Source organism: Winogradskyella psychrotolerans RS-3 (assembly GCF_000427335.1).
Lineage (GTDB): Bacteria > Bacteroidota > Bacteroidia > Flavobacteriales > Flavobacteriaceae > Winogradskyella > Winogradskyella psychrotolerans.
The window spans coordinates 65,618-86,843 of the sequence record NZ_ATMR01000019.1; the positions used below are offsets into that span (position 1 = coordinate 65,618).

At 33.5% G+C, this 21,226-nt stretch carries 16 protein-coding genes and 2 pseudogenes; 6 read left to right on the top strand and 12 right to left on the bottom strand.

Annotated features, from left to right (window positions below):
* Positions 1–14 precede the first annotated feature (14 nt).
* Together ADIWIN_RS01895 and ADIWIN_RS01900 are read right to left on the bottom strand one after the other, a co-directional pair.
* Positions 15–1,515: pseudogene (locus ADIWIN_RS01895) on the bottom strand (GH3 auxin-responsive promoter family protein).
* Positions 1,515–2,324 carry a M23 family metallopeptidase gene (locus ADIWIN_RS01900; protein ID WP_020896395.1) on the bottom strand — a complete coding sequence of 270 codons (810 nt, stop codon included), beginning with the start codon at positions 2,322–2,324 and terminating at the stop codon, positions 1,515–1,517. Before ADIWIN_RS01900 ends, ADIWIN_RS01895 begins: the two are co-directional and overlap by 1 nt.
* Positions 2,325–2,498: 174 nt before the next feature.
* On the opposite strand from ADIWIN_RS01900, the gene ADIWIN_RS01905 reads away from it, so the two are divergent.
* Positions 2,499–2,681 (top strand): twin-arginine translocase TatA/TatE family subunit, encoded by a 183-nt coding sequence (locus ADIWIN_RS01905; RefSeq protein ID WP_020896396.1) that lies wholly within the window; start codon positions 2,499–2,501, stop codon positions 2,679–2,681.
* 112 nt (positions 2,682–2,793) lie between these two features.
* On the opposite strand, the gene ADIWIN_RS01910 is transcribed toward ADIWIN_RS01905, so the two are convergent.
* From ADIWIN_RS01910 to ADIWIN_RS01920, 3 genes are all read right to left on the bottom strand, one after another.
* Positions 2,794–3,774 (bottom strand): DUF4837 family protein, encoded by a 981-nt coding sequence (locus tag ADIWIN_RS01910; protein ID WP_020896397.1) that lies wholly within the window; start codon positions 3,772–3,774, stop codon positions 2,794–2,796.
* A gap of 24 nt (positions 3,775–3,798) precedes the next feature.
* Entirely contained in the window at positions 3,799–5,364 is a 1,566-nt protein-coding gene (locus ADIWIN_RS01915; RefSeq protein ID WP_020896398.1) for a LysM peptidoglycan-binding domain-containing protein, read from the bottom strand.
* Positions 5,365–5,514: 150 nt separating this feature from the next.
* Positions 5,515–6,702, bottom strand: a complete 1,188-nt coding sequence (locus tag ADIWIN_RS01920; RefSeq protein WP_020896399.1) for a phosphoglycerate kinase — start codon at positions 6,700–6,702, stop codon at positions 5,515–5,517.
* Positions 6,703–6,766: 64 nt separating this feature from the next.
* On the opposite strand from ADIWIN_RS01920, the gene ADIWIN_RS01925 reads away from it, so the two are divergent.
* Positions 6,767–7,927, top strand: a complete 1,161-nt coding sequence (locus tag ADIWIN_RS01925; protein ID WP_020896400.1) for a DNA polymerase III subunit — start codon at positions 6,767–6,769, stop codon at positions 7,925–7,927.
* A gap of 31 nt (positions 7,928–7,958) precedes the next feature.
* Here the strand turns inward: ADIWIN_RS01925 and ADIWIN_RS01930 are convergent, their stop codons facing one another.
* The 6 genes and pseudogenes from ADIWIN_RS01930 to ADIWIN_RS01955 form a co-directional block, all read right to left on the bottom strand.
* Positions 7,959–8,519 (bottom strand): OmpH/Skp family outer membrane protein, encoded by a 561-nt coding sequence (locus tag ADIWIN_RS01930; RefSeq protein ID WP_020896401.1) that lies wholly within the window; start codon positions 8,517–8,519, stop codon positions 7,959–7,961.
* Positions 8,520–8,770: 251 nt separating this feature from the next.
* Positions 8,771–9,630: pseudogene (locus ADIWIN_RS01935) on the bottom strand (class I SAM-dependent methyltransferase).
* A 699-nt stretch (positions 9,631–10,329) separates the two neighbouring features.
* Positions 10,330–12,201, bottom strand: coding sequence for a tRNA uridine-5-carboxymethylaminomethyl(34) synthesis enzyme MnmG (mnmG, locus tag ADIWIN_RS01940; protein WP_020896404.1), 1,872 nt, complete (start codon positions 12,199–12,201; stop codon positions 10,330–10,332).
* 80 nt (positions 12,202–12,281) lie between these two features.
* Complete coding sequence (gene ybeY, locus ADIWIN_RS01945; protein ID WP_020896405.1) at positions 12,282–12,692, bottom strand: rRNA maturation RNase YbeY; 411 nt, start codon at positions 12,690–12,692, stop codon at positions 12,282–12,284.
* Positions 12,685–13,251 (bottom strand): hypothetical protein, encoded by a 567-nt coding sequence (locus ADIWIN_RS01950; protein ID WP_040756267.1) that lies wholly within the window; start codon positions 13,249–13,251, stop codon positions 12,685–12,687. The genes ybeY and ADIWIN_RS01950 overlap by 8 nt, the downstream gene beginning before the upstream one ends.
* Complete coding sequence (locus ADIWIN_RS01955; RefSeq protein WP_020896407.1) at positions 13,187–16,300, bottom strand: coiled-coil domain-containing protein; 3,114 nt, start codon at positions 16,298–16,300, stop codon at positions 13,187–13,189. The genes ADIWIN_RS01950 and ADIWIN_RS01955 overlap by 65 nt, the downstream gene beginning before the upstream one ends.
* A 222-nt stretch (positions 16,301–16,522) precedes the next feature.
* Between ADIWIN_RS01955 and gltX the strand changes: the two genes are divergently transcribed.
* The 4 genes from gltX (at position 16,523) to ADIWIN_RS01975 (ending at position 20,626) form a co-directional block, all read left to right on the top strand.
* Positions 16,523–18,037, top strand: coding sequence for a glutamate--tRNA ligase (gene gltX, locus ADIWIN_RS01960; RefSeq protein WP_020896408.1), 1,515 nt, complete (start codon positions 16,523–16,525; stop codon positions 18,035–18,037).
* 54 nt (positions 18,038–18,091) lie between these two features.
* Positions 18,092–19,078 (top strand): SGNH/GDSL hydrolase family protein, encoded by a 987-nt coding sequence (locus ADIWIN_RS01965; RefSeq protein ID WP_020896409.1) that lies wholly within the window; start codon positions 18,092–18,094, stop codon positions 19,076–19,078.
* 107 nt (positions 19,079–19,185) lie between these two features.
* The gene (locus tag ADIWIN_RS01970; RefSeq protein WP_020896410.1) at positions 19,186–20,112 is read left to right on the top strand and encodes an SPFH domain-containing protein; all 927 of its coding nucleotides are present in this window, start codon (positions 19,186–19,188) and stop codon (positions 20,110–20,112) included.
* Entirely contained in the window at positions 20,105–20,626 is a 522-nt protein-coding gene (locus ADIWIN_RS01975; RefSeq protein WP_051155386.1) for a hypothetical protein, read from the top strand. Before ADIWIN_RS01970 ends, ADIWIN_RS01975 begins: the two co-directional genes overlap by 8 nt.
* A 52-nt stretch (positions 20,627–20,678) precedes the next feature.
* Here ADIWIN_RS01975 and ADIWIN_RS01980 read toward each other — a convergent pair whose 3' ends face one another.
* The gene (locus ADIWIN_RS01980; RefSeq protein WP_020896412.1) at positions 20,679–21,167 is read right to left on the bottom strand and encodes a DUF1761 domain-containing protein; all 489 of its coding nucleotides are present in this window, start codon (positions 21,165–21,167) and stop codon (positions 20,679–20,681) included.
* Between the last annotated feature and the right edge of the window lie 59 nt (positions 21,168–21,226).

Genomic DNA, 21,226 nt, shown 5'->3' on the forward strand with positions numbered 1-21,226 from the left:
CTACAAATATAGGCTTATTTGATTAATTTTAGTTGATGCATACTATCTGCAATTTTTCTATCATTAGCGAGTCTTGGAATTTTATTTTGACCGCCTAATTTTCCAATCGATTTCATATAAGTTTGAAATCCATCTTTTTAATTTTGTAACCAATAAGGGTCTGAGAACTTTACCTTTTATCAAATCCAAATAATAACTATTTTGTTGCTGCAAGGATTGCTCTAATGCAATAATCAATTCATCTAGGTTATCAGGTTCATTTTCAAACTCAATTAACCATTCGTGATACGGTAAGCCTTCCTCTGGACTTATTTGAGGAGCAACCGTAAATTCATTTACTGAGATCGAAGTGCCTTCAGTAGCCTCCTTTAAAGCTTGCTCTACTTCTTTCCCAATAACATGCTCGCCAAAAGCAGAAATAAAATGTTTTATGCGCCCACTTACAATCACTCTATATGGTTTTAGTGATGTAAACTCTACAGTATCTCCAATATTGTATGCCCAAAGACCTGCTGTAGAAGAAATAATCATTACATAATTTACGCTTAACTTTACGTCTGCAATCGTGAGGCGTTTCGGATTGTCTTCAAAGAAATGATCTGCTTCTACAAACTCATAAAAAATACCTGAATTTAACTGAAGCAACATGCCACGTTCATTTTGCTTATCTTGAAATGCAAAAAAGCCTTCACTAGCAGGATACAGTTCTATACTATCTACTTTTCGTCCTATTAAATTCTCAAATTTAGCTCTGTAAGGTTCATAATTCACTCCACCAAAAATAAATAAATTGAAGTTTTTAAAGAGATCACCAACATTCTGGCCGGACTTTTCTACCAGTTTTTCAAAATACATTTGTACCCAAGATGGAATCCCGGAAATAATGCTCATGTCCTCATTTATAGTTTCATCTACAATGGCTTCAACCTTAGTTTCCCAATCGTCAATACAATTAGTTTTTAAGCTTGGCAATCTGTTTTTCTGAAGATATTTAGGGACGTAATGTGCTACAATTCCTGACAATCTTCCAAGCTTAATACCGTGTTTTTCTTCTAAAATTGGACTCCCTTGTAGAAAAATCATTTTACCATCTACAAATTTTGAATTCCCTGTTTCATGGATATACATTAGAATGGCATTTCTAGCCGCTTCAACATGTGTTGGCATGCTTTCCTTTGTAATAGGTATGTATTTTGCTCCAGAGGTTGTCCCAGAAGTTTTTGCAAAGTAAATAGGTTTTCCTTTCCAAAGGATATCTTCTTCACCGGCAACAACACGCTCTACATAAGGTTTTAGCTCTTCGTAATCTCTAATGGGAACCTTAGATTGGAAATCGGCATAAGTTGATATAGCACTGAAATTATGGTCTTTACCAAAAGCTGTGTGTGTAGCTTCGGATATTAAATTTTCGAAAACTTTTTGTTGTGTTTCAATAGGTTTGGAGGACCATTTCTGAATACGTTTTGCAACATATTTAGCAAACGGTTTAGAAAGTGCAGCTTTAAATGAAGGCATTATTCAAAATTGATAAAATTAGTTGGATCTACAGAGTAACCTTTACTCCACAGTTCAAAATGAAGATGTGGCCCTGTGGTTAATTCACCAGCATTACCAGACATAGCAATAACTTCACCAGATTTTACTACATCACCTTGCTCTTTTGTGAGTCCCGAATTATGTTTATAAACCGAAATCAATTCTCTATTGTGTTCTATAATTACCACATAACCTGTTTCAACTGTCCATTCTGCAAAAATCACAGTGCCATCTAAAGTTGCTTTTACAGGAGTATTCACTGGCACAACAACATCTACAGCAAAATGTTTTTCTTTTAAGTTATAACCTTCTGAAATGGTACCATTTACGGGTGGAAATAAAATATAACTAGATTGATCCCCAGATACCTCAAACAAATTATATTTATCTTCTTTATCTACTTTTTCTCTTAAAAGTGAATCTTCTCTATTAGTTGGCACTTGTAAAATATCCAAATCATTTTTAGCAGCTTCAATAATAGAATCTCTATTAAAATCTAACGACGCTACATCTCCTGTTAATACTTTTCTAATCGATGCATAGTAACGCTTATTCAACTCTAATTCTTGAACCAAAGAATCCGTTTTATAGTTCAGTATTGTCGCTTTCTTTTTCAATTTTGCTGAAGAATACCCTGGAATATATTCCCTTAAAGGTGTGAAAGCAATCAATAAAACGGTAAAGAATACAAGTGTAATGGCAGAAAGTGATGATAGTATAAAAACATTAAGCCGTGTTAGCTTAATTGCAAAACGCTCTTCAAAAGTATCTTCGTTAAGTATAACCAAACGATACTTATGCAGTAATTTTTTCGTGAATTTCTTTCCTTTTTTTTCTTGTTTGCCATCGAAACAAAATTAGTTAAAATACTCAAATAGTCTTATGATTAAGTCTTAAAGTTGACACAACAACGTTATTATTAAACTATAATTACTTAACTTTGCTGTCTAAATTAAAAAATTATGAGTTTAAGCATTATACCTTTATTTGTTGGTCCATGGCAGTGGGTTATCATAGGTCTTGCAATTCTTTTGTTGTTTGGTGGTAAAAAAATTCCTGAATTAATGAAGGGATTAGGAAGCGGAATTAAAGAATTTAAAGACGCCAGCAAAGACGAATCTGCCGAGAATAAAGAGAAAAAATAACGCAGAATCAATAGGTTTTGATCTGTTGAAAATAAAAAGAGGTCATCTAAAATAATTTTAGATGACCTCTTTTCGTTTATTATAAATGTAATATACTTTACATTTCCATGAATTAATTTATAGTTATCGATTTAATAATCGACTCTAATTCAAAAATATAGTCTCGCTTCTCTAAGGACGGTGCATAAACGTAACCATCTGCAATTAAGTAACGATTGTTAATTTTATCTTCAATCGCATAAGTTATAAATGGGCCTGCCATAGTGAAACCTTTCATTATCCACATACCTCTTACTTCGTAAGCGGGCTTATTATCTATTATCGTTTTAAACATTGATGGTGCATAGGCGTCTTCAACAGCCATATAAATATCATCCTCACCAGGAATTTTAGATTTCGTAATCTCATCTCTCATCTTCACAATATCTACAATAGTGCTATCACCTATAGAAATGGTTTCAAATGGTACTTCGTAAAACATAAGCTCCATCGTTTTTGTGTTTGAAAGGTTTTTACGAACCCAGAAAAAATTATCATCAGCTTTACTTATTCTGTAAGCAGAAGGCATATTAATTGTAATACCCAATTTGTTCTCCATAACCGTATCATCTAACAACGATAACTTAATACGTCGTTGCTTCTCCTTTACTTCTTCTTTCGTAAATGCATCAATGATTTTGGCTTTATTCTCTTCTAATTGAGCAATGATATCTTTATCCGATTTACCACCCACTACAGCTACCGTTTGTGGTTTAGCAAAAGCTTCATTTACAATTTTAGTGGTGGCCTCAATATTTCCTTTTTCAATTTTAAGTACAATTCTACTTCGCGCAGCAAAACCATCAAAAACCTGAGTTGGAATTTGTCTCATATTAAACATTGGTTCTTCTGTTGGCAAACCATTTAAAGGCGCAGCAAAAATATTTCGAATCTTTTCACCTACTTCGCCTTCCCAAACAATGTTATCCGCAACGATTGAGATCGTATTTAAATTTCCATTAGAAGCCGGTAAATAAGTAGTGTTATCTTCTACCTTTTTATCTCCGCATGCTAATAACAACACACAAAATAATACAGTGTAAAGCGCTTTCATAAGTTTCGTTTTTTTGTTGGTTTACTATTTAGACACAATAAGTGTCATTCCTATTTTGAGTTTACTACCACTAATATCGTTCCAATCTTTAATATTTTGAACAGAAACGCCAGAAAACTTTTGAGCAATAGTCCAAAGTGAATCTCCTGACTTTACTTTATAGGTTTGTTTCCCTGCAGAATTTATTACTTTTTTGGTCGATGTAGAAGAACTAGAAGCACCATGATTCTTAGAGTAAATGGTTAATCGTTGTCCTATTTTTAGATCGTTACCTCTTAAATTATTCCACTGTTTTAATTGGCTTACTCGTACTCCGTACTTTCTAGCAATTTTACCAAGATAATCACCATTTTGAACACGATATCGTATTTCAGTATTTGCGCTAGCGCTTGCTAATTCTGGTAATTGTTTTTCTCTCTTCTCAAATTCAGCATTTGCAAAAGCATAGATTCTATCTTCATTAGTTACAAATGTACCAATAGCTTCTCTAGGCAATCGTAAACTATAGATTTTACCTTCAACCTTCGGAATGATATCTAGCTTATAAGCTGGATTTAAAAACTGTAATTCTTCAATTTTTATACCCGTTGCTTCAGATACATGGTTTAATGAAATCATTTGTTTTACATGAACGGTATCCGTTTGTATAAGCTGAAAATCAGGGCGTTCAGGCTGGAAACCATGTTCCTTTGCATATTCAAAAATATACATGGTAGCTAAAAATGCTGGTACATAACCAGCGGTTTCTCTAGGTAAATTTGTTCTAATATTCCAATAATTTTTGGAACCTCCAGAACGCCTAATCGCTTTATTTACATTACCTGGACCAGAATTGTATGCTGCCAATGACAAATCCCAATCTCCAAAAATACGATACATTCTATTTAAATATTCTCCTGCCGCTTTTGTGGCTTTTATAGGATCACTTCTGTCATCTACATAACTGCTGACATCTAAATCGTGTTCTTTTCCTGTACCATACATAAATTGCCAAAGACCAGTAGCACCAACTCGCGAACGCGCTCTCGGTTTTAGAGCAGATTCTACAATCGCCAAATATTTCATTTCTAATGGGATATTCTGATTGTCAAACTCTTGCTCAAACATTGGAAAGTAAAAATGACTTAATCCCATTAACCGCTCTATAGAATTACGTCTATGCTTAAGGTAACTTTTAATTACACTTTCTAAAGAGGTATTGTATTCTACATTAAAAGGCGTTCTGGCGTTAAGTCTTTCCAACCTTGCTTTTAAAGTATCTGTAGGAAGCTCAGGATAATCTACAGGCTCATAGTCTAACTCTGTAACGGATTTGTATATGGTATCAAAAAGTGAATTGCTATATAGTTCTTCTAACCACTTTTTATCGAGTGCTGCAACCTCATGTAAATCTTTCAGGTTTTTAACACCAGAAGTATCTACAATAGGCTCTATTTTCTCACCAGGCTTAAATAGTTTACCATCAATAACTGCACCTTTGGTCGGAATTACTTTTGACGATTTGTTTAAGATGCTATCCGTTTTGGTTTGGGAATACCCATTGCACACAGATAGACATAAACAAGCTAATAAAAACGTTTTTAATGTCATGGTTTACAAGAATTGATTATATACCAATTACCAATTGAAATTAGTTAAAGTTAAAGCATTGCTTTTCACATCCTAATCTCAATTGGTAATTAATAGAGCGTTCAGCATAATACAACGCTGAAATCGCTAAAAATAGTATATTTTAAATGATTAGTTTAAAATAGCCGCAATACCAGGTAAGATCTTACCTTCTAAGCTTTCTAGCATTGCTCCACCACCTGTACTTACGTAGCTTACTTTGTTTTCGAAACCAAATTGTTTTACTGCAGCAACAGAATCACCTCCACCAACTAAAGAAAAGGCTCCATTTTTAGTTGCATTTGCAATAGAATCTCCAAGTGCAATAGTCCCTTTAGAAAAAGTTTCTAATTCAAAAACACCCAAAGGACCATTCCAAAGTATGGTTTTACATTGGTTAACAACAGCATCAAAATTTTCTCTTGATTTAGGACCAGCATCTAAACCTTGCCATCCATCAGGAATTGCAGTTACATCACAAATTTGCGTATTAGCTGTGTTGCTAAAATCATCCGCTGCAACAACATCTACTGGTAAATGAATTTTAACACCTTTAGCTTCCGCTTGCTTTAAAATGTCTAAAGCCAATTCCATCTTATCATCTTCACAAATAGAATCTCCAATTTTTCCACCTTGCGCTTTTATAAAGGTAAATGTCATGCCTCCTCCAATAATTAAGTGATCAACCTTATCTAATATATTTTCTATTACTGTAATCTTTGAAGATACTTTTGCACCACCAAGTACCGCTAATACTGGTTTTTCTCCATCTTCCATTACCTTTTTAATACTTTCAATTTCTTGAGCTAATAGAAGCCCAAAACATTTGTTTTCAGGAAAAAAGTCTGCCACAATCGTTGTAGAAGCATGTGCTCTATGCGCAGTACCAAAAGCATCATTGACATAGATGTCTCCTAATTTAGATAATTGTTCTGCAAAATCTCTATCTCCTTTCGTTTCTTCTTCATGAAAACGTAAGTTTTCCAGTAGTAAAATTTCGCCTGGTTGTAATGCGTTTGCTTTTTCTTCTGCTTCTGGTCCAACACAGTCGCTCGCAAACTTTACTTCAACCCCTAAAATATCTTCAATTTTTGGAATAATATGTTTTAACGAAAATTCATCTTGTACTCCTTTTGGACGTCCTAAGTGCGACATTAAAACACAACTCCCTCCGTCTTCTAAAATTTTAATGATTGTTGGTTTTGCAGATACAATTCTTGTGGCATCCGTAACCTGAAATTCATCATTTAATGGCACATTAAAATCTACTCTTATTAGTGCTTTTTTATTTTGAAAATTAAAATCGTTTAGTGTCTTCATTTTTTTGGTTTTGAAACACAAATATAAAGATTAGAAACAGAAATTTTTTATATAGTTTTGCTTTATGCAATTTTCGAAGGTTTTAGGTCAAAAACATATTAAAAATCATCTTACCACAAGTGTCGATGCAGGTAGAATTGCGCATGCGCAACTATTTGTTGGTCCAGAGGGTTCTGGTACGCTTCCAATGGCTTTAGCCTATGCACAATACATACTTTGTAGCAATATAAATGGGGAGAATTCAGGAGGAAAAGACTCTTGTAATATAAAGTTTAAGAATTTTTCTCATCCAGATTTACACTTTGCATTTCCGGTTACCACAAGTGATAAAGTAAAAAGTAAGCCTGTTTCTAAATATTATCTCGAAGAATGGAGACAACTTATAGATCAGCAACCTTACGGAAACCTCTTTGATTGGTACAAACTTCTAGGAGTAGATAACAAACAAGGACAAATTGGTGTCGATGAAGCACTAGAAATTGTAAAAGCGTTAACCCTAAAGTCTTATGAAGGCGGACATAAAGTGATGTTGATATGGATGGCTGAAAAAATGAATACAGCCAGTGCGAATAAACTTTTAAAGCTAATCGAAGAGCCACCAAAAGACACCATATTTATTCTTATCGCGGAAGATGAGGAACAAATTATTAGTACTATAAGGTCGCGCTGCCAGATATTACATTTTCCACCCTTAGCAGAAGAAGCTATTTCTGAAGCTCTTGTTAGAAATTATCATATTGAGCAATCTGCCGCTATAAAAATAGCACACCAGTCTAATGGTAACTATAATAAAGCTTGTGATCTTATTTATCACGATAGTGAAGATATTCAGTTTGAAAAATGGTTTGTCTTCTGGATCCGCTCTGCATTTAAAGCTAGAGGAAATAAAGCCGCCATTCACGATTTAATATCATGGTCGGAAGAGATTGCCAAAACGGGACGTGAAACACAAAAGAAGTTTTTGAATTTCTGTTTAAATTACTTCAGACAAGCTCTATTACTCAATTATAAAGCAGATGAATTAGTCTATTTAGAACCGAAATCTGATGATTTTAAACTTGCAAATTTTGCGCCTTTTGTTCATGATTCTAATATTTTAGAAATTTCAGATGAATTACAAGATGCTATTTATCATATTGAGCGAAATGGAAATTCTAAAATTGTACTTACCGACTTATCCATTAAATTAACGCGTTTATTACATAAAAAAAGCCAAGCGTCTTAGGCTTGGCTTTTTAAAACAAATTTATTTGTTCTTATTTCTCTGTAGTTGCTTCAGTTGAACCCTCTTCTGTTTTAGAATCCTTCCCACTGTACTCCGCATTAATTTCTTTTATTACTACGTCTGTAATATCAGTAGCTTCATCGCCATAAACCACGCTTCCTGCTTGGTTTTTTCCTAAAATAAAAGTGTAACCATTCTTTTTACCATAACCTTCTACAAATTTGTTCATTTTTGAAATCACAGAATCCATCTCTGTATTAAACATTTGCTCCATCTGTTGTTGTTGCATTTGCATTTGCTGTTGGATTGGTTGCCATTTTTGAGAAAAAACTTGAGATTCTTCTTGTTGCTTTTGTGGAGACAACTGACTTAAACGTTGTTGCACAGATTGCATCTCCATTTGATAAACTCTTGCGATACTATCGCGTTGCTTTGTAAAACCGTCATTTTGAATTTTGAATTTTTCTTCAATGTCAATTTTCATTTGGTAATCATTGATAATTTCTCCATTATCAATAAATGCAATTTTTTGTTGCTCTTGGCAAGATGCTGCACCAATTAAAACCATTACGCTTAAAACTATTTTTTTCATATTATTTTAATATTTGAGAAAATTCTTTAAAATTTTCCTGTTTATGTTTCAGATTAATTTTTGCAAATGTATAAAAGTTAGACTGTGATTTGTTCAATTTTTTTACTATTGATATTTTCTATTAAATACTATTAGTATTATTTTAAAAATCTATCAAAAACAAAGCCAAATAAAGCGTTTTAAGCGTTGTTTGCGTTTTCTAAATGTTACGTATTGATTTAGTCGAACATCTTAAGCCACGAGCCTTTATACTAAGAATTAGCATTCTTTAAGACATAAATATGCGAAGAATACTCATTAGAACGTTTTGCCTTACGATTAGACTGCCATCCTATCCAAAAAGCCTTAACCGGATTCATAAAACCAGATTTATATTTTTCTGAAAGTAAACAGACATAATACGCGTCAAATTTCATTGGTAAGGTTTTAACCAATGTCATATTTTCTTTTTTAAATAATCTTTCAATAGACGTTTTAGAAAAATGCCATAAATGTCTCGGCACATCAAAAGCTGCCCAAAAGTTTTTATAGTGATTCGCATCATAACTTTTAAAATTAGGAACAGCAATAATTAAAGTTCCATTTGGTTTTAAAAGTGATTTTAGCGACGCAGTTTGCTTTTCTAAATCTGGTAAATGTTCTAAGACATGCCAAAGTGTAATGACATCAAAACTGTGCGGTTTTAATTTTTTAATGCACTGCTTTCAAAGATCGAATTATTGGTTTTAGAATTCGCAATTTGCCTTGCACTATCATTTGGTTCTATCCCTGTAATTTTCCAATTCGCTTTTAAAGCCGTTTCTAAAAAATCACCTGTGCCACATCCAATATCTAAAAGTGTTTTAGATTCTGATTGAAACGAATTAATAAGTTTAAGTTTTCGCTTTAAAGAAATCTCTCGCACTTTATGATAAGCTAATTCTAATAAATTTCGTTTGGTATCGGTGTGCGAAATGTAATCTTCACTTTGGTAATATTCAGATAATTTTTCTCCTTCTGGTTGTGGATATGTTTCTAGCATATCGAGTTCCTTATTATGCACTAATTGGAATTCCTCTTTAGAAACAGAATGATCTTTTAAGCTTAGATATGTTGGGTTATTTTTTGACACAATTACACTTCTACTTTTAAAATGAATTACAATATTAATTATATAAGTTCAATTCTATTTGTTTAACAAATGAAATTTTAGACTTTTTTAAATCAAAAAAACCGAGAACTTTTAGCTGATTATTGATTCCAAATTACACCAACAGAATTAAAAAATCAAACCCTAATTCACCTGATCTCGATTCAGACAGTTTATATGGATTAAACGACATAATTATAAATTCTGAAATCTGATTTTGAATCATCCGTTTTATAATTCGATTTTATATCAAAACTAAAACGTCATTTTTATGACCACTTAATTATAGACTTTTAAGACGTCTATTTCGTCTATTTGTTTTTACTGAATAAGAAAACCCTTTACGGATTGCACAAGATAGTATCCCTCTTTAAAATTCAAAAACTATGTTTTTCATCCTTACAAAACCATGATTCAGATTTACAAGAAGCAAACACTTTATTATCCTTTTCACTTCTACCCTACGATGCATAAAATCAAAAATTATAATTTATAAAGAACGTTTGTAACATAAACATAAATCAGATTAGACTTAGTTTTATGAAATCTACTGCAATAATTCTAACTAGATTTTAGAGCTTTTTAAGATCTAATATTTATATAAAAATAGATTTACCTTATTCAATTGTTTCACGTGGAACATTATAATAATCAATAATGAGATTCCTGCTTTTGCAGTAATTAGCGTCCTAAGTAAACCAACAACACAGAAATATCATTCGGGTTGACTCCACTAATTCGTGATGCTTGAGAAATGGTTACAGGCTGAATTTTGGTTAATTTTTGCCTTGCTTCTATACTCATAGATTTCAGTTTTGAATAATCAAAACCAGCAGGAATTTTTAAATTCTCTAGTCTATTTAGTTTGTCCGCATTGTTCTTTTCCTTCTCAATATAACCCGCATACTTTACTTGGATTTCGGTTTGCTCTATAACTTCAGTATCTAAATTATTTGCTTGTATATACTGTTCAACTGATTCAAACTGCCTAACATCATCGATAGTAATATTCGGTCTTGCATACAACTTAAACATCTTGTCTTGCTGCTTAACAGGAGCGGATTTTTTAGATTCTAAAATCGGATTTGCTTCATCAGGAGTTACACTTGTCTCTCTAAAAAACTGTACAAAAGCATCCGATTTAGATTGCTTTTCTTCCATACGTTTTAAACGTTTTTCAGAAGCTAAACCTAAATCATACCCTTTTGGTGTTAATCTGAAATCAGCATTATCTTGTCGTAATAAGGTTCTATATTCGGCTCGCGACGTAAACATTCTATATGGCTCTTCAGTTCCTTTTGTAATTAAATCATCAATTAAAACTCCGATATAAGCTTCATCACGTTGTAAAGTAAAAGCATCTTTTTCTTGCACTTTTAGACTCGCATTTATACCCGCCATTAAACCTTGAGAAGCCGCTTCTTCATATCCTGTTGTTCCATTTATTTGTCCAGCAAAATATAAACCTTCAACTAACTTTGTTTCTAAAGTATGCTTTAATTGTGTTGGTGGAAAATAATCATATTCAATTGCATAACCCGGTCTAAAGAACTTTACGTTTTCAAATCCTACCACAGAGCGTAAGGCTTTAAATTGAACATCTTCTGGTAAGGATGTAGAGAACCCATTAATATAATATTCGCAAGTTTTCCAACCTTCTGGCTCAACAAATAATTGATGACTATTCTTATCCGCAAAACGATTAATCTTATCTTCTATGGACGGACAATAACGTGGCCCCACACTTTGAATTCTACCATTAAACATTGGCGAACGATCAAAGCCTTCACGAAGTAAATCATGAACCAATTCACTTGTGTGCGTCATATGACAAGAACGCTGTTCCTTTAACGGTTGCGTAGTATCTAAATAAGAAAACTTTTCAGGATGTTCATCACCTGGTTGCTCTACCATTTTAGAGAAATCTAATGAACGACCATCAACTCTTGGAGGTGTTCCCGTTTTCATTCTACCAGATTCAAAACCTAAATTAACGAGCTGTTCTGTTATTCCAGTTGCTGCTCTTTCACCTGCTCTACCTCCTCCAAAATTCTTATCACCAATATGAATTAATCCATTCAAAAAAGTACCATTAGTTAAGACCACCGACTTTGCTCTTACTTCAATTCCGAGTGAAGTTTTTACGCCAACTACTTTATGATTCTCGACAATTAAGCCCGAAACCATTTCTTGGTAAAAGTCCAAATTAGGGGTGCCTTCTAACATCAATCTCCAATCTTCAGCAAAGCGCATTCTATCGGATTGCACTCTTGGACTCCACATTGCAGGTCCTTTAGATTTGTTCAACATCTTAAATTGAATAGCTGATGTATCTGAGACAATTCCGCTATAACCTCCTAAAGCATCAATCTCTCTTACAATTTGTCCTTTTGCTATTCCTCCCATTGCAGGATTACAAGACATCTGTGCAATGTTTTGGAGGTTCATGGTAATCAGTAAGGTCTTACTTCCCATATTCGCCGCAGCAGCTGCCGCTTCACTTCCAGCATGGCCACCACCAACAACTATAACATCATAAACTTCGTTAAACATATCGTAATTTCTTTTGTTCCACGTGGAACAATTAAATTTTAAAATTTTGAGTCTGCAAATATACACTGAACTGATGTGTATTACTTTCGCTTCGCTAAGTAGTAATCTTCTTTAGATCGCATCTCCTTTTCATCTGCATCGGTCTTATCTTTATAACCACAATAATGCAATACACCATGAATGATAACGCGAGCAATCTCATCTTTAAATGCCACATTGAAATCCGACGCATTTTCTTCTACGCGCTCTACAGAGATATAAATATCCCCATGTAGTTCTTTTCCTAATGAGTAATCAAAACTAATCACATCGGTCAATGTATCGTGATCTAAAAAATCTACATTCAATTTATGTAAATAATCATCGTTACAAAAGATGTAATTAATCTCTCCTTCTTTACAGTTTTCTTCTGATATGGTATTTGAGATCCATTCAGAAAGTTGTTCTGTATTTTCTAATTTAAACTGGGTTTCGTAATTAAAACTAATCATTGGTGCTTTTAAAATACTCTTGAATTTTCTTCTTAAAATGATTTTGCAAAGGTAGTGCTTGGCGATTTAAAATTTCGGTAGTATTAAAATATTGTTTTGCTGTTGGAATTTGACTCGGGTTTGTTGAATTAAATTCTTCTGTATTGGTTTCAGATTTACGTTTAGAATCTTGGCCTTGCATAAACGTCGCGTTCTCTAATTTTAATAAATTATGCTGAAGATCCATCATCTTTTGAAGCGTCTGATTCGTAAATCCAGAGTTCAATAAATCAAGTTCAATATCCTCCATTTGCTTTATTAATTGTCCGGCAGATTCAATTTTTCCTTCCTTAGCAAATCGGTCTTCTAAGGCTTGTCGTAATTGTTGTTGTTGCTGGTAAATTTTAAATAGCTCACCATTTTGTTCTTCACTTCCACCTTCTCCGTAGCCATCATTCTTTTCACCTTCACCGTCACCATTTCCATCACCTCCATTTTTTCCTTCTTTGCCACCCTTACCATCTTTGCCATTTTCTCCTTGCTTTCCTCCTTGTTGTCCTTCGCCGTTTTTGAGATCCATTTTCACCAGATTGACCGCCTTCACCTTGTTTACCTTCTTTTCTACCGCCTTTTCCACTCTCACCACTTTCACCGCTCTCTCCTTCTTTACCAGATTTTCCTTTCTCTCCTGGCTTATCGCCTTCACCTTCTTTGCCATCCTTACCTTCTTCACCAGGTTTTTCCCCTTCTCCTTCCTTTCCTTCTTCGCCTTCTTTTCCCTGTTCACTTTTCTTAACACCTTCCTCCATCTTCTTATTAAGCTCTTCTTGGCTCATAATAATGTCTGGCAATTGTTCACCACCTCCACTGCCTTCTCCTGGCGATGGATTCATTTGCATTTCCATATTATCTAAAACATCACTTAAAAAGTTAGCCAACTCATTGGTCGCCGTAACCGCATATTGTTGTGCACCCACACCTTGATACAATCTATTTTCTGTCAATTGATCTAAAGCTTTGTCTATATTAAAATACACATCTGTAATTTGTGAATTTACTTGCTCAGAAATCTTAGGTTGACGTAAAGACAATGCAAACAAACTATCATCAATATGCTCAAAATGCGTTCTAAGGTTACTTTGCTCTATAATATACTTACCGTATTTATTATTATCGATGCTAATACTTTCAAAAGTAGTCATAAGTGCTTCTTGATCAAATGAATACAGCAATAAATTCTCTAATATTTGACGTAAAGCATCAATATCTTCAGACATTTGCTCACCGCCTCCTCCACCTCCAGCAGCTGCCTTTTTCATCATTTCGCTCAACTGCTTCATCTTCTTAGCCGCTTTCTTTTGCTTCCCTTTTGCCTTTATCTGCTGCTCTTGGGCATCTTGTGGTTTGGCTTCAGAATCGTTTTCTTCCTTTTTTTCTAAGGCTTCTTTGGCTTCTTTTTGATCGAATTTTATTTCATCTTCTAAAAACTCATCCCTTGGAATATCCATTGGTTTTTGAAGCTTTCTGTCATCACTATTTAATTCTTCTAAATCCTTCTGCAGTTTATCAAATTCTTCATTTAATTTCTGTTGAGCTTCCTTTGTGTTCTCTTCATTTTTTTCAGATAACTTATCCTGATCTTCAGATAATTTTTCTAACTCATTAGCCACCTTTTCAGCTTTCTTCATCAGATAAAAACGCTTGGTCAATTCCAATAGCTGTTTCATGCTACGTTTTTTATTCTTGTTTTGCTTGGCTAATTCTTCCAGTTTTTGCGTGAATTCTTCCTTGTTGATTTTATCATTTAATTGTTCAAGCTCCTCTAAAAGTTTTTCATCCTTTTTAAGTTGCTCTTCATTTTCCTTTAAGCGTTCTTTTAAATCATCTTTAAATTGATCGTCTTTCTTTTCGTCTTTTTGAAATTCCTCTAAATTTTCTTGTAGTTTTTTGTTGAAATTTTTCATCAACTGTTCTTGATTTTTCTGACGCTTTAAAAAATCTTCAAACTTCTTTTTGTCATTAAAATTTAGACTCTCTTTTTCCTTTTGAGTTTTTGATAGCTCTTCTAGCTTTTTATCTTGTTCTTGCAGCTTATCAAACGTCTTACTAATATCCTTTATCGTTTCGCTTTGTTCATTCAGCTGCTTTTGCTCTTCTTCGTCTTTAGTTAATTTACGGTAACTGAATACAGAACTTTTTGTCCGTTTATAATTATGAAGCGCATCGTTATCAAAAACGTCAAAATAGAGTTGGTAACTGACACCATCTTCAAGATTAAACTGATTTGGAAACGCACTTACAAACTCACTAAAATTAGATGTTGAAATATGAATCGGTTCAACCACTTTTTTAGATTCATCGTCTGCCGGATAATACACCAATTGCAACTTTGATAAACCATAATCATCACTGGCTTGTCCATAGAAATACAAACTTTGTTGGTCTACAGAATCTTTCTGTACCTTAATATTTAGTTCTGGATAAATATCTCTAACCACATTAATATTATAGGCTAGATTCTCATAATCCTTTAAATCTTCATTACTTGTTGTAATACTGTAATTGTAATTTTTAAAAAGTCGCTTTGAAGCTTCAAAATTATCGTTGGTATTTAAGGTAAAACTTAAGGTGTCTTCCGCATAAATTTGAACTCCCGTCGTCGCCTTGGTTTTCGCTCTCCAAGTCACATTAGTGCCTTCTGGAACCACAGCTGAACCTGTGCTTTTTAAGACCTCATCTTGCTTTTTAGTATGTGCAGGATAATCTAAAACCATTTCAAAATTTACTAAACTAGGCGTACTAACCACGTTTAATTTATAAGGTTTTGAAGTGACATCATTTGCTGTTAAGGTAAATTCTATCGCTTCTTTAGGTAAGTTAAATGTGTATTGAAATTCCCCAGGCGCTATTTGCTGTAAGAAGTACGATTGCCCATTAAATTTAATTTGTGCATTCTCAGGAATGACATTTCCAGCTGTAGACACATTCAATTTAAAATCCTTATTTTCAATAGCTTGTAAGGATTCATTCAATACAAAAAATTGAAAAGGTGCTGGTGGTTCATAAGCCGTTTTATAATTTACAACACGCTCGTAACTATCGCTAAACCAATTAATTTTTCCTGTTACAAATGATAACAGTATAATCGCCAGTGGAATGGCAGCATATTTTAAATATTTGGTGTTCGACTTAAAATTAACAGCTGCTTTAAAAGGAACGGGTTGTAATTCTTGAGATTTTTGCTCAATACTCGCTAATAATAAATCTGACTGATATGGGTTTTGATTTAATTGAAGTACGTTTAATAGTTTGTCGTTAACTTCTGGAAAATGATTACCAATTAATTTAGAAGCCGTTTCAAAATTAATGCCTTTTCTCAGTTTGAATAAATGTGATAATGGAATGGCGATGAATTTTACGAATAAAGCTAATTCTACTCCAATGAATGTCCAAAATAAGATTGTTCTTGCCGTAGGATTTAACCATAATACATATTCTACAAACAAGGTTATAATAAGGTATAACAAGCCAATGGCAAAAAATAATATCACACCTTTTAGTAATTCATTGGTGTAATACCTTTTAATGAATTGTTCTAGTTTTTGTTTTATGGTTTCGAAATTGCTCATTAGATTTGGCTATTGGATTTTAGCTATTAGCCTTTGGTTTAAAACGCTATATTACCTTTAACTGACTAAACTACGATTTTATTTTTATAGACATTAATTCAAAATTGGTAAGATTCTGTTAATTATAGACAAATTAACGGCTAATTACGGTAAACTTAACTAGTGCTTATTTTCTTTGTTCTAAAATTCAATCAAACTATCTTTGCGTTTTAATATACAATTATGTCTAAAAAAGTACGTGTGCGTTTTGCACCAAGTCCAACAGGACCATTACATATTGGTGGTGTAAGAACCGCTTTATTCAATTATTTATTCGCTAAAAAACATGGCGGTGATTTTGTTCTTAGGATAGAAGATACAGATCAAAACCGTTATGTTGAAGGTGCTGAAGATTATATTATAAAATCATTAGATTGGTGCGGTATGTCTTTTGACGAAGGTCCAGGAAAGAATGAAAAATTTGGTCCTTACAGACAAAGCGAGCGTAAGCATTTGTACAAACAATATGCAGATGATTTAATTGCCAATGGCAAAGCCTATTATGCTTTTGATACCTCTGACCAATTAGATGCAGAACGTAAAGGCCATGAAGCCGAAGGAAAAACCTTTATCTACAATTGGCACAACCGTGCAAAAGGACGCTTAGTAAACTCTTTAGTATTAACTGAAGCGGAAACTAAAGCTAAAATTGAAGCTGGTGAGGATTACGTGATTCGTTTTAAATCTCCACAAGATGAAACTTTACATCTTACAGATATTATTCGTGGTAACATGACCATTGATACTAATGTTTTAGATGATAAAATTTTGTTTAAAAGTGACGGTATGCCAACCTATCATTTAGCCAATATTGTAGATGATCATTTAATGGAAATTACACATGTGATTCGTGGTGAAGAATGGTTACCATCTTTAGCATTACACCAATTATTATATGATGCTTTTGGTTGGGATGCACCAGAATTTGCACATTTACCATTGATTTTAAAACCGACAGGAAAAGGTAAATTAAGTAAACGTGATGGTGATAAAATGGGCTTCCCAGTATTTCCATTAGAATATACAGCGCCAGACGGAACGGTATCTAGAGGTTATAAAGAAGATGGGTATTTCCCTGAAGCTGTTGTTAATTTCTTAGCCTTTTTAGGATGGAATCCTGGAACAGAACAAGAAATATTTAGTTTAGAGCAATTGGTTGCCGATTTTGATTTAGCACGAGTTAATAAAGCTGGAGCACGCTTTGATCCAGATAAAACAAAATGGTTTAACCACCATTACATGCAACAGCAATTAGATTTGGATTTAGCTGAACAGTTTAAGGCTTCACAACCTGAGTTAGCTGAAATGGATGTGAATTACATTGCATTGGCTGTGGGATTAATAAAAGAACGCGCCACTTTCGTGAGCGATTTTTGGGACTTAAGTCATTTCTTTTTTACGGCTCCGACATCTTATGATGAAAAAGCTTCTAAAAAAGCTTTAAAAGAAGATACGGCTGATATTATGAACTCTGTTATTGAACGTGTTAATGCTACTGATGATTTTACGGTTGAAAACCTTCAAACTAACATTAAAGGTTGGATTACGGATAACGAAATTAGTTTTGGTAAAGTAATGATGCCATTAAGACTCGCTTTAGTTGGGGCATTACAAGGACCAGATGTTTTTGATATTATGTATATGATTGGTAAAACAGAAACGGTAAAACGTATTGAGAATTTGATTAAACATATTTAATATAAACAAGACCTATCAGGTTTTGAAACCTGACAGGTCTGAAACATCAAAATTATGAAGTCTTATTTTTTCCTTTTAGTATTTAGTCTCGGTTTAGCCACCACGTCTTGTAAAAGTGAAAAAAAATCAGAATTACCACTAGCTACTGTAACATTACCATTGCACAATAAACGGGTATTAATTTTAGGTAATAGCATTACACAACATGGTTATTATGTAGACTTTATAGACTATTATTTACGTAAGCACTATACTGATAATTCATTAGATATTATCAGTATTGGCTTATCTAGTGAAACTATTTCTGGTAGTTCTGAACCTGGTCGCGACTTTCCAAGACCTAATGTTAGAGAACGTTTAGGTAGGGCTTTAAAAGACATAAAACCAGATGTTGTTTTGGCTTGTTATGGGATGAATGATGGAAATTATCATCCATTAGACAGTCTTAGATTTCAAGAATACAAAAATGGGATTTCAGAATTAAAAACGAAGGTTGAAGGTATTGGTGCACAATTAATCTTATTGACTCCTACCCTTTTTGATCCTAATCCGATTGCAGATCGTGTTTCAAAAGAAGGAGAACCTCATGCATATTGGCATCCTTATTATAAATACAATGACGTCTTAACTGTTTATTCCGATTGGCTATTAAGTCTCGAAACTGAAGAACTTCAAGTTATAGATTTACACCATCACCTTAATCCTATTTTGGAGAATATGAAACGTATAACATCGGATTCTACCTTTGTTCCAGATGGAGTACATCCTAATAAAATTGGTCATTTTTATATGGCTCAGAAAATTTTAAAAGATTTATATCCTGAGGTTTCTATCGAAAATCCTGTTTCAGAAATTGAACGTTTAGAGACCGATTCGCTATATAGTTTAGTCTCTAAAAGACGTGTATTACGCGCTGAAGGTTGGCGTAATTATATTGGCTATACTAAAGATGGCAATACCGTTAAATCCGATTCTATTTCTGCAACTATAACTAATGTAGAACTATTGGATGACGCTATTTTAAAATTATTGAAATCTTAAAATAAGTTATCCTAATTTTAAAATGTTGTACATCGTAATATCTGCTGCATTTCAATTTAAATAACTTACTTTTAATGACACTTATTTTTTAACTAAATAAACTTATTATGGGTCAATTTATCCTAGTTCCAATTTTATTAATTGCATTATTTATATTGTTTTCATCCTTCTTTATGGTGAAGCAACAAACCGCTGCCATTATTGAACGTTTTGGAAAATTTCACAGTATTCGTCAATCGGGTTTACATATGAAAATTCCATTAGTCGACAAGGTTTCTGGACGTTTGAGTTTAAAAATTCAACAATTAGATGTTATCATTGAAACCAAAACTTTAGATGATGTATTTGTAAAACTAAAAGTTTCTGTACAATACAAAGTGGTCACAGAACGTGTTTACGATGCGTTCTATAAGTTAGATTATCCACATGATCAGATTACGAGTTATGTCTTTGATGTGGTACGTGCCGAAGTCCCTAAAATGAAATTAGATGATGTTTTTGTAAAGAAAGATGATATTGCCTTAGCTGTAAAAGCGGAATTAAATGATGCGATGATGGACTACGGATTTGATATTATCAGAACTTTAGTTACTGATATTGATCCAGATCCACAAGTAAAAATAGCCATGAACCGTATTAACGCGGCAGATAGAGAAAAAACAGCGGCTCAGTATGAAGGAGATGCGCAACGTATTTTAATTGTTGAAAAAGCCAAAGCAGAAGCTGAAAGTAAGCGTCTACAAGGTCAGGGTATTGCTGATCAACGTCGCGAAATTGCACGTGGTTTAGAAGAATCGGTTGATGTTTTAAATCGTGTTGGTATTAACAGTCAAGAAGCTTCAGCATTAATAGTCGTAACACAGCATTACGATACTTTGCAAGCTATTGGTAGCGAAACTAATAGTAATCTAATTCTTTTACCTAATTCTCCACAAGCAGGAAGCCAAATGTTAAATGATATGGTCGCTAGTTTTACAGCGAGCAATCAAATTGGTGAGGCCATGAAAAATCAGAAAAAGAAAGATGATGAATAATATCAAAAGGATACTACTATTTGTTTTAATAGCGACAAGCGTCAATGGATTTTCTCAAACCAAGACAGACGCTTTAAAGGATGCTAAAATAACCTCTAGCGCAACCTTAGAAATGGACTTTGAAACGGTTCTTAAACATACCCTTCCATCGGTATTAGACATGATGGGTGGTAAAGACGCTGCTTTAAAGGTTATAGAATCTACTTTTGAAAATATGAAAGCACAAGGCTTTGTATTTGAAAAAGCTGATATTAACGGTGTTTCTGAAGTTGTAAAAGAACAAGGTCAGTTTCGTTGTGTCATTGAAGGTTACAATCAAATGGTAATGTCCGGACAACGTATTTCTTCTAAAAGTTACCTCTTAGGAATTTATAATGAAGCCGATAAGTATTGGTGGTTTATTGAAGCTAAGCAATTAAAAAATGACGCTTTAACAAAACAAATTTTACCCAATTTTGAAACGGCTCTGGAGATTCCTGAAGATGAAATGAAGGTCGAACCCATAGAAGATTAAATTATTAAAAAACCTCGAAAGTTAATTTTCGAGGTTTTTTTATTTCAATTCGTTATAAACCGCAAAGAATACTTCCCATTACGGTCAATGTAACAATCCAATACCCAGCATTTATAGCGATATATTTAGTGCTTTTTCTTTCGAATAATGCAATGGTTCCAATAATTGGAAGTGCCCCAAGTATCCCAAACATAGCTCCGTGTAAGGCACCATGCTTAAACGTTCTAAATGTATTTCCATAATCGGCCATAAACGCTTCAAACGATGGTTTTGCTAATTCTGGCTCTGCTCCTACCATGCTTAAAGCTCCCCATTGATGGTTTGTAAATTGCATTAACAAAAAACTCAACATAGCAGCAAACACTAATGCCAAGCCAAATATAATTGCAATATTTCCGCTTTTCATGCGCTCTTCTGTCATTCCAGATTCTCGCATCCAAGCCATTCCAAAGCCAAATTTAGGATTGTACCACAACGCTCCAATAAATAAAGCAGCCACAGCTGCAATAGGAATGGCAATAAAGTTAATTGGTAATTCCATAGTATAATGATTCGTTAGTTGTTTTAAATGTACAAAAAAACCTCATAATTAATTTTATG

Excerpts from the sequence above, each read along its gene's own strand:
- gltX (WP_020896408.1), top strand. The coding sequence starts at position 16,523 with ATGTCTAAAAAAGTACGTGTGCGTTTTGCACCAAGTCCAACAGGACCA.
- ybeY (WP_020896405.1), bottom strand. The coding sequence starts at position 12,692 with ATGATTAGTTTTAATTACGAAACCCAGTTTAAATTAGAAAATACAGAA.
- ADIWIN_RS01980 (WP_020896412.1), bottom strand. The coding sequence starts at position 21,167 with ATGGAATTACCAATTAACTTTATTGCCATTCCTATTGCAGCTGTGGCT.
- ADIWIN_RS01965 (WP_020896409.1), top strand. The coding sequence starts at position 18,092 with ATGAAGTCTTATTTTTTCCTTTTAGTATTTAGTCTCGGTTTAGCCACC.
- ADIWIN_RS01920 (WP_020896399.1), bottom strand. The coding sequence starts at position 6,702 with ATGAAGACACTAAACGATTTTAATTTTCAAAATAAAAAAGCACTAATA.
- ADIWIN_RS01925 (WP_020896400.1), top strand. The coding sequence starts at position 6,767 with ATGCAATTTTCGAAGGTTTTAGGTCAAAAACATATTAAAAATCATCTT.
- mnmG (WP_020896404.1), bottom strand. The coding sequence starts at position 12,201 with ATGTTTAACGAAGTTTATGATGTTATAGTTGTTGGTGGTGGCCATGCT.
- ADIWIN_RS01955 (WP_020896407.1), bottom strand. The coding sequence starts at position 16,300 with ATGAGCAATTTCGAAACCATAAAACAAAAACTAGAACAATTCATTAAA.
- ADIWIN_RS01975 (WP_051155386.1), top strand. The coding sequence starts at position 20,105 with ATGAATAATATCAAAAGGATACTACTATTTGTTTTAATAGCGACAAGC.
- ADIWIN_RS01950 (WP_040756267.1), bottom strand. The coding sequence starts at position 13,251 with ATGGATCTCAAAAACGGCGAAGGACAACAAGGAGGAAAGCAAGGAGAA.
- ADIWIN_RS01930 (WP_020896401.1), bottom strand. The coding sequence starts at position 8,519 with ATGAAAAAAATAGTTTTAAGCGTAATGGTTTTAATTGGTGCAGCATCT.
- ADIWIN_RS01970 (WP_020896410.1), top strand. The coding sequence starts at position 19,186 with ATGGGTCAATTTATCCTAGTTCCAATTTTATTAATTGCATTATTTATA.
- ADIWIN_RS01915 (WP_020896398.1), bottom strand. The coding sequence starts at position 5,364 with ATGACATTAAAAACGTTTTTATTAGCTTGTTTATGTCTATCTGTGTGC.
- ADIWIN_RS01910 (WP_020896397.1), bottom strand. The coding sequence starts at position 3,774 with ATGAAAGCGCTTTACACTGTATTATTTTGTGTGTTGTTATTAGCATGC.
- ADIWIN_RS01905 (WP_020896396.1), top strand. The coding sequence starts at position 2,499 with ATGAGTTTAAGCATTATACCTTTATTTGTTGGTCCATGGCAGTGGGTT.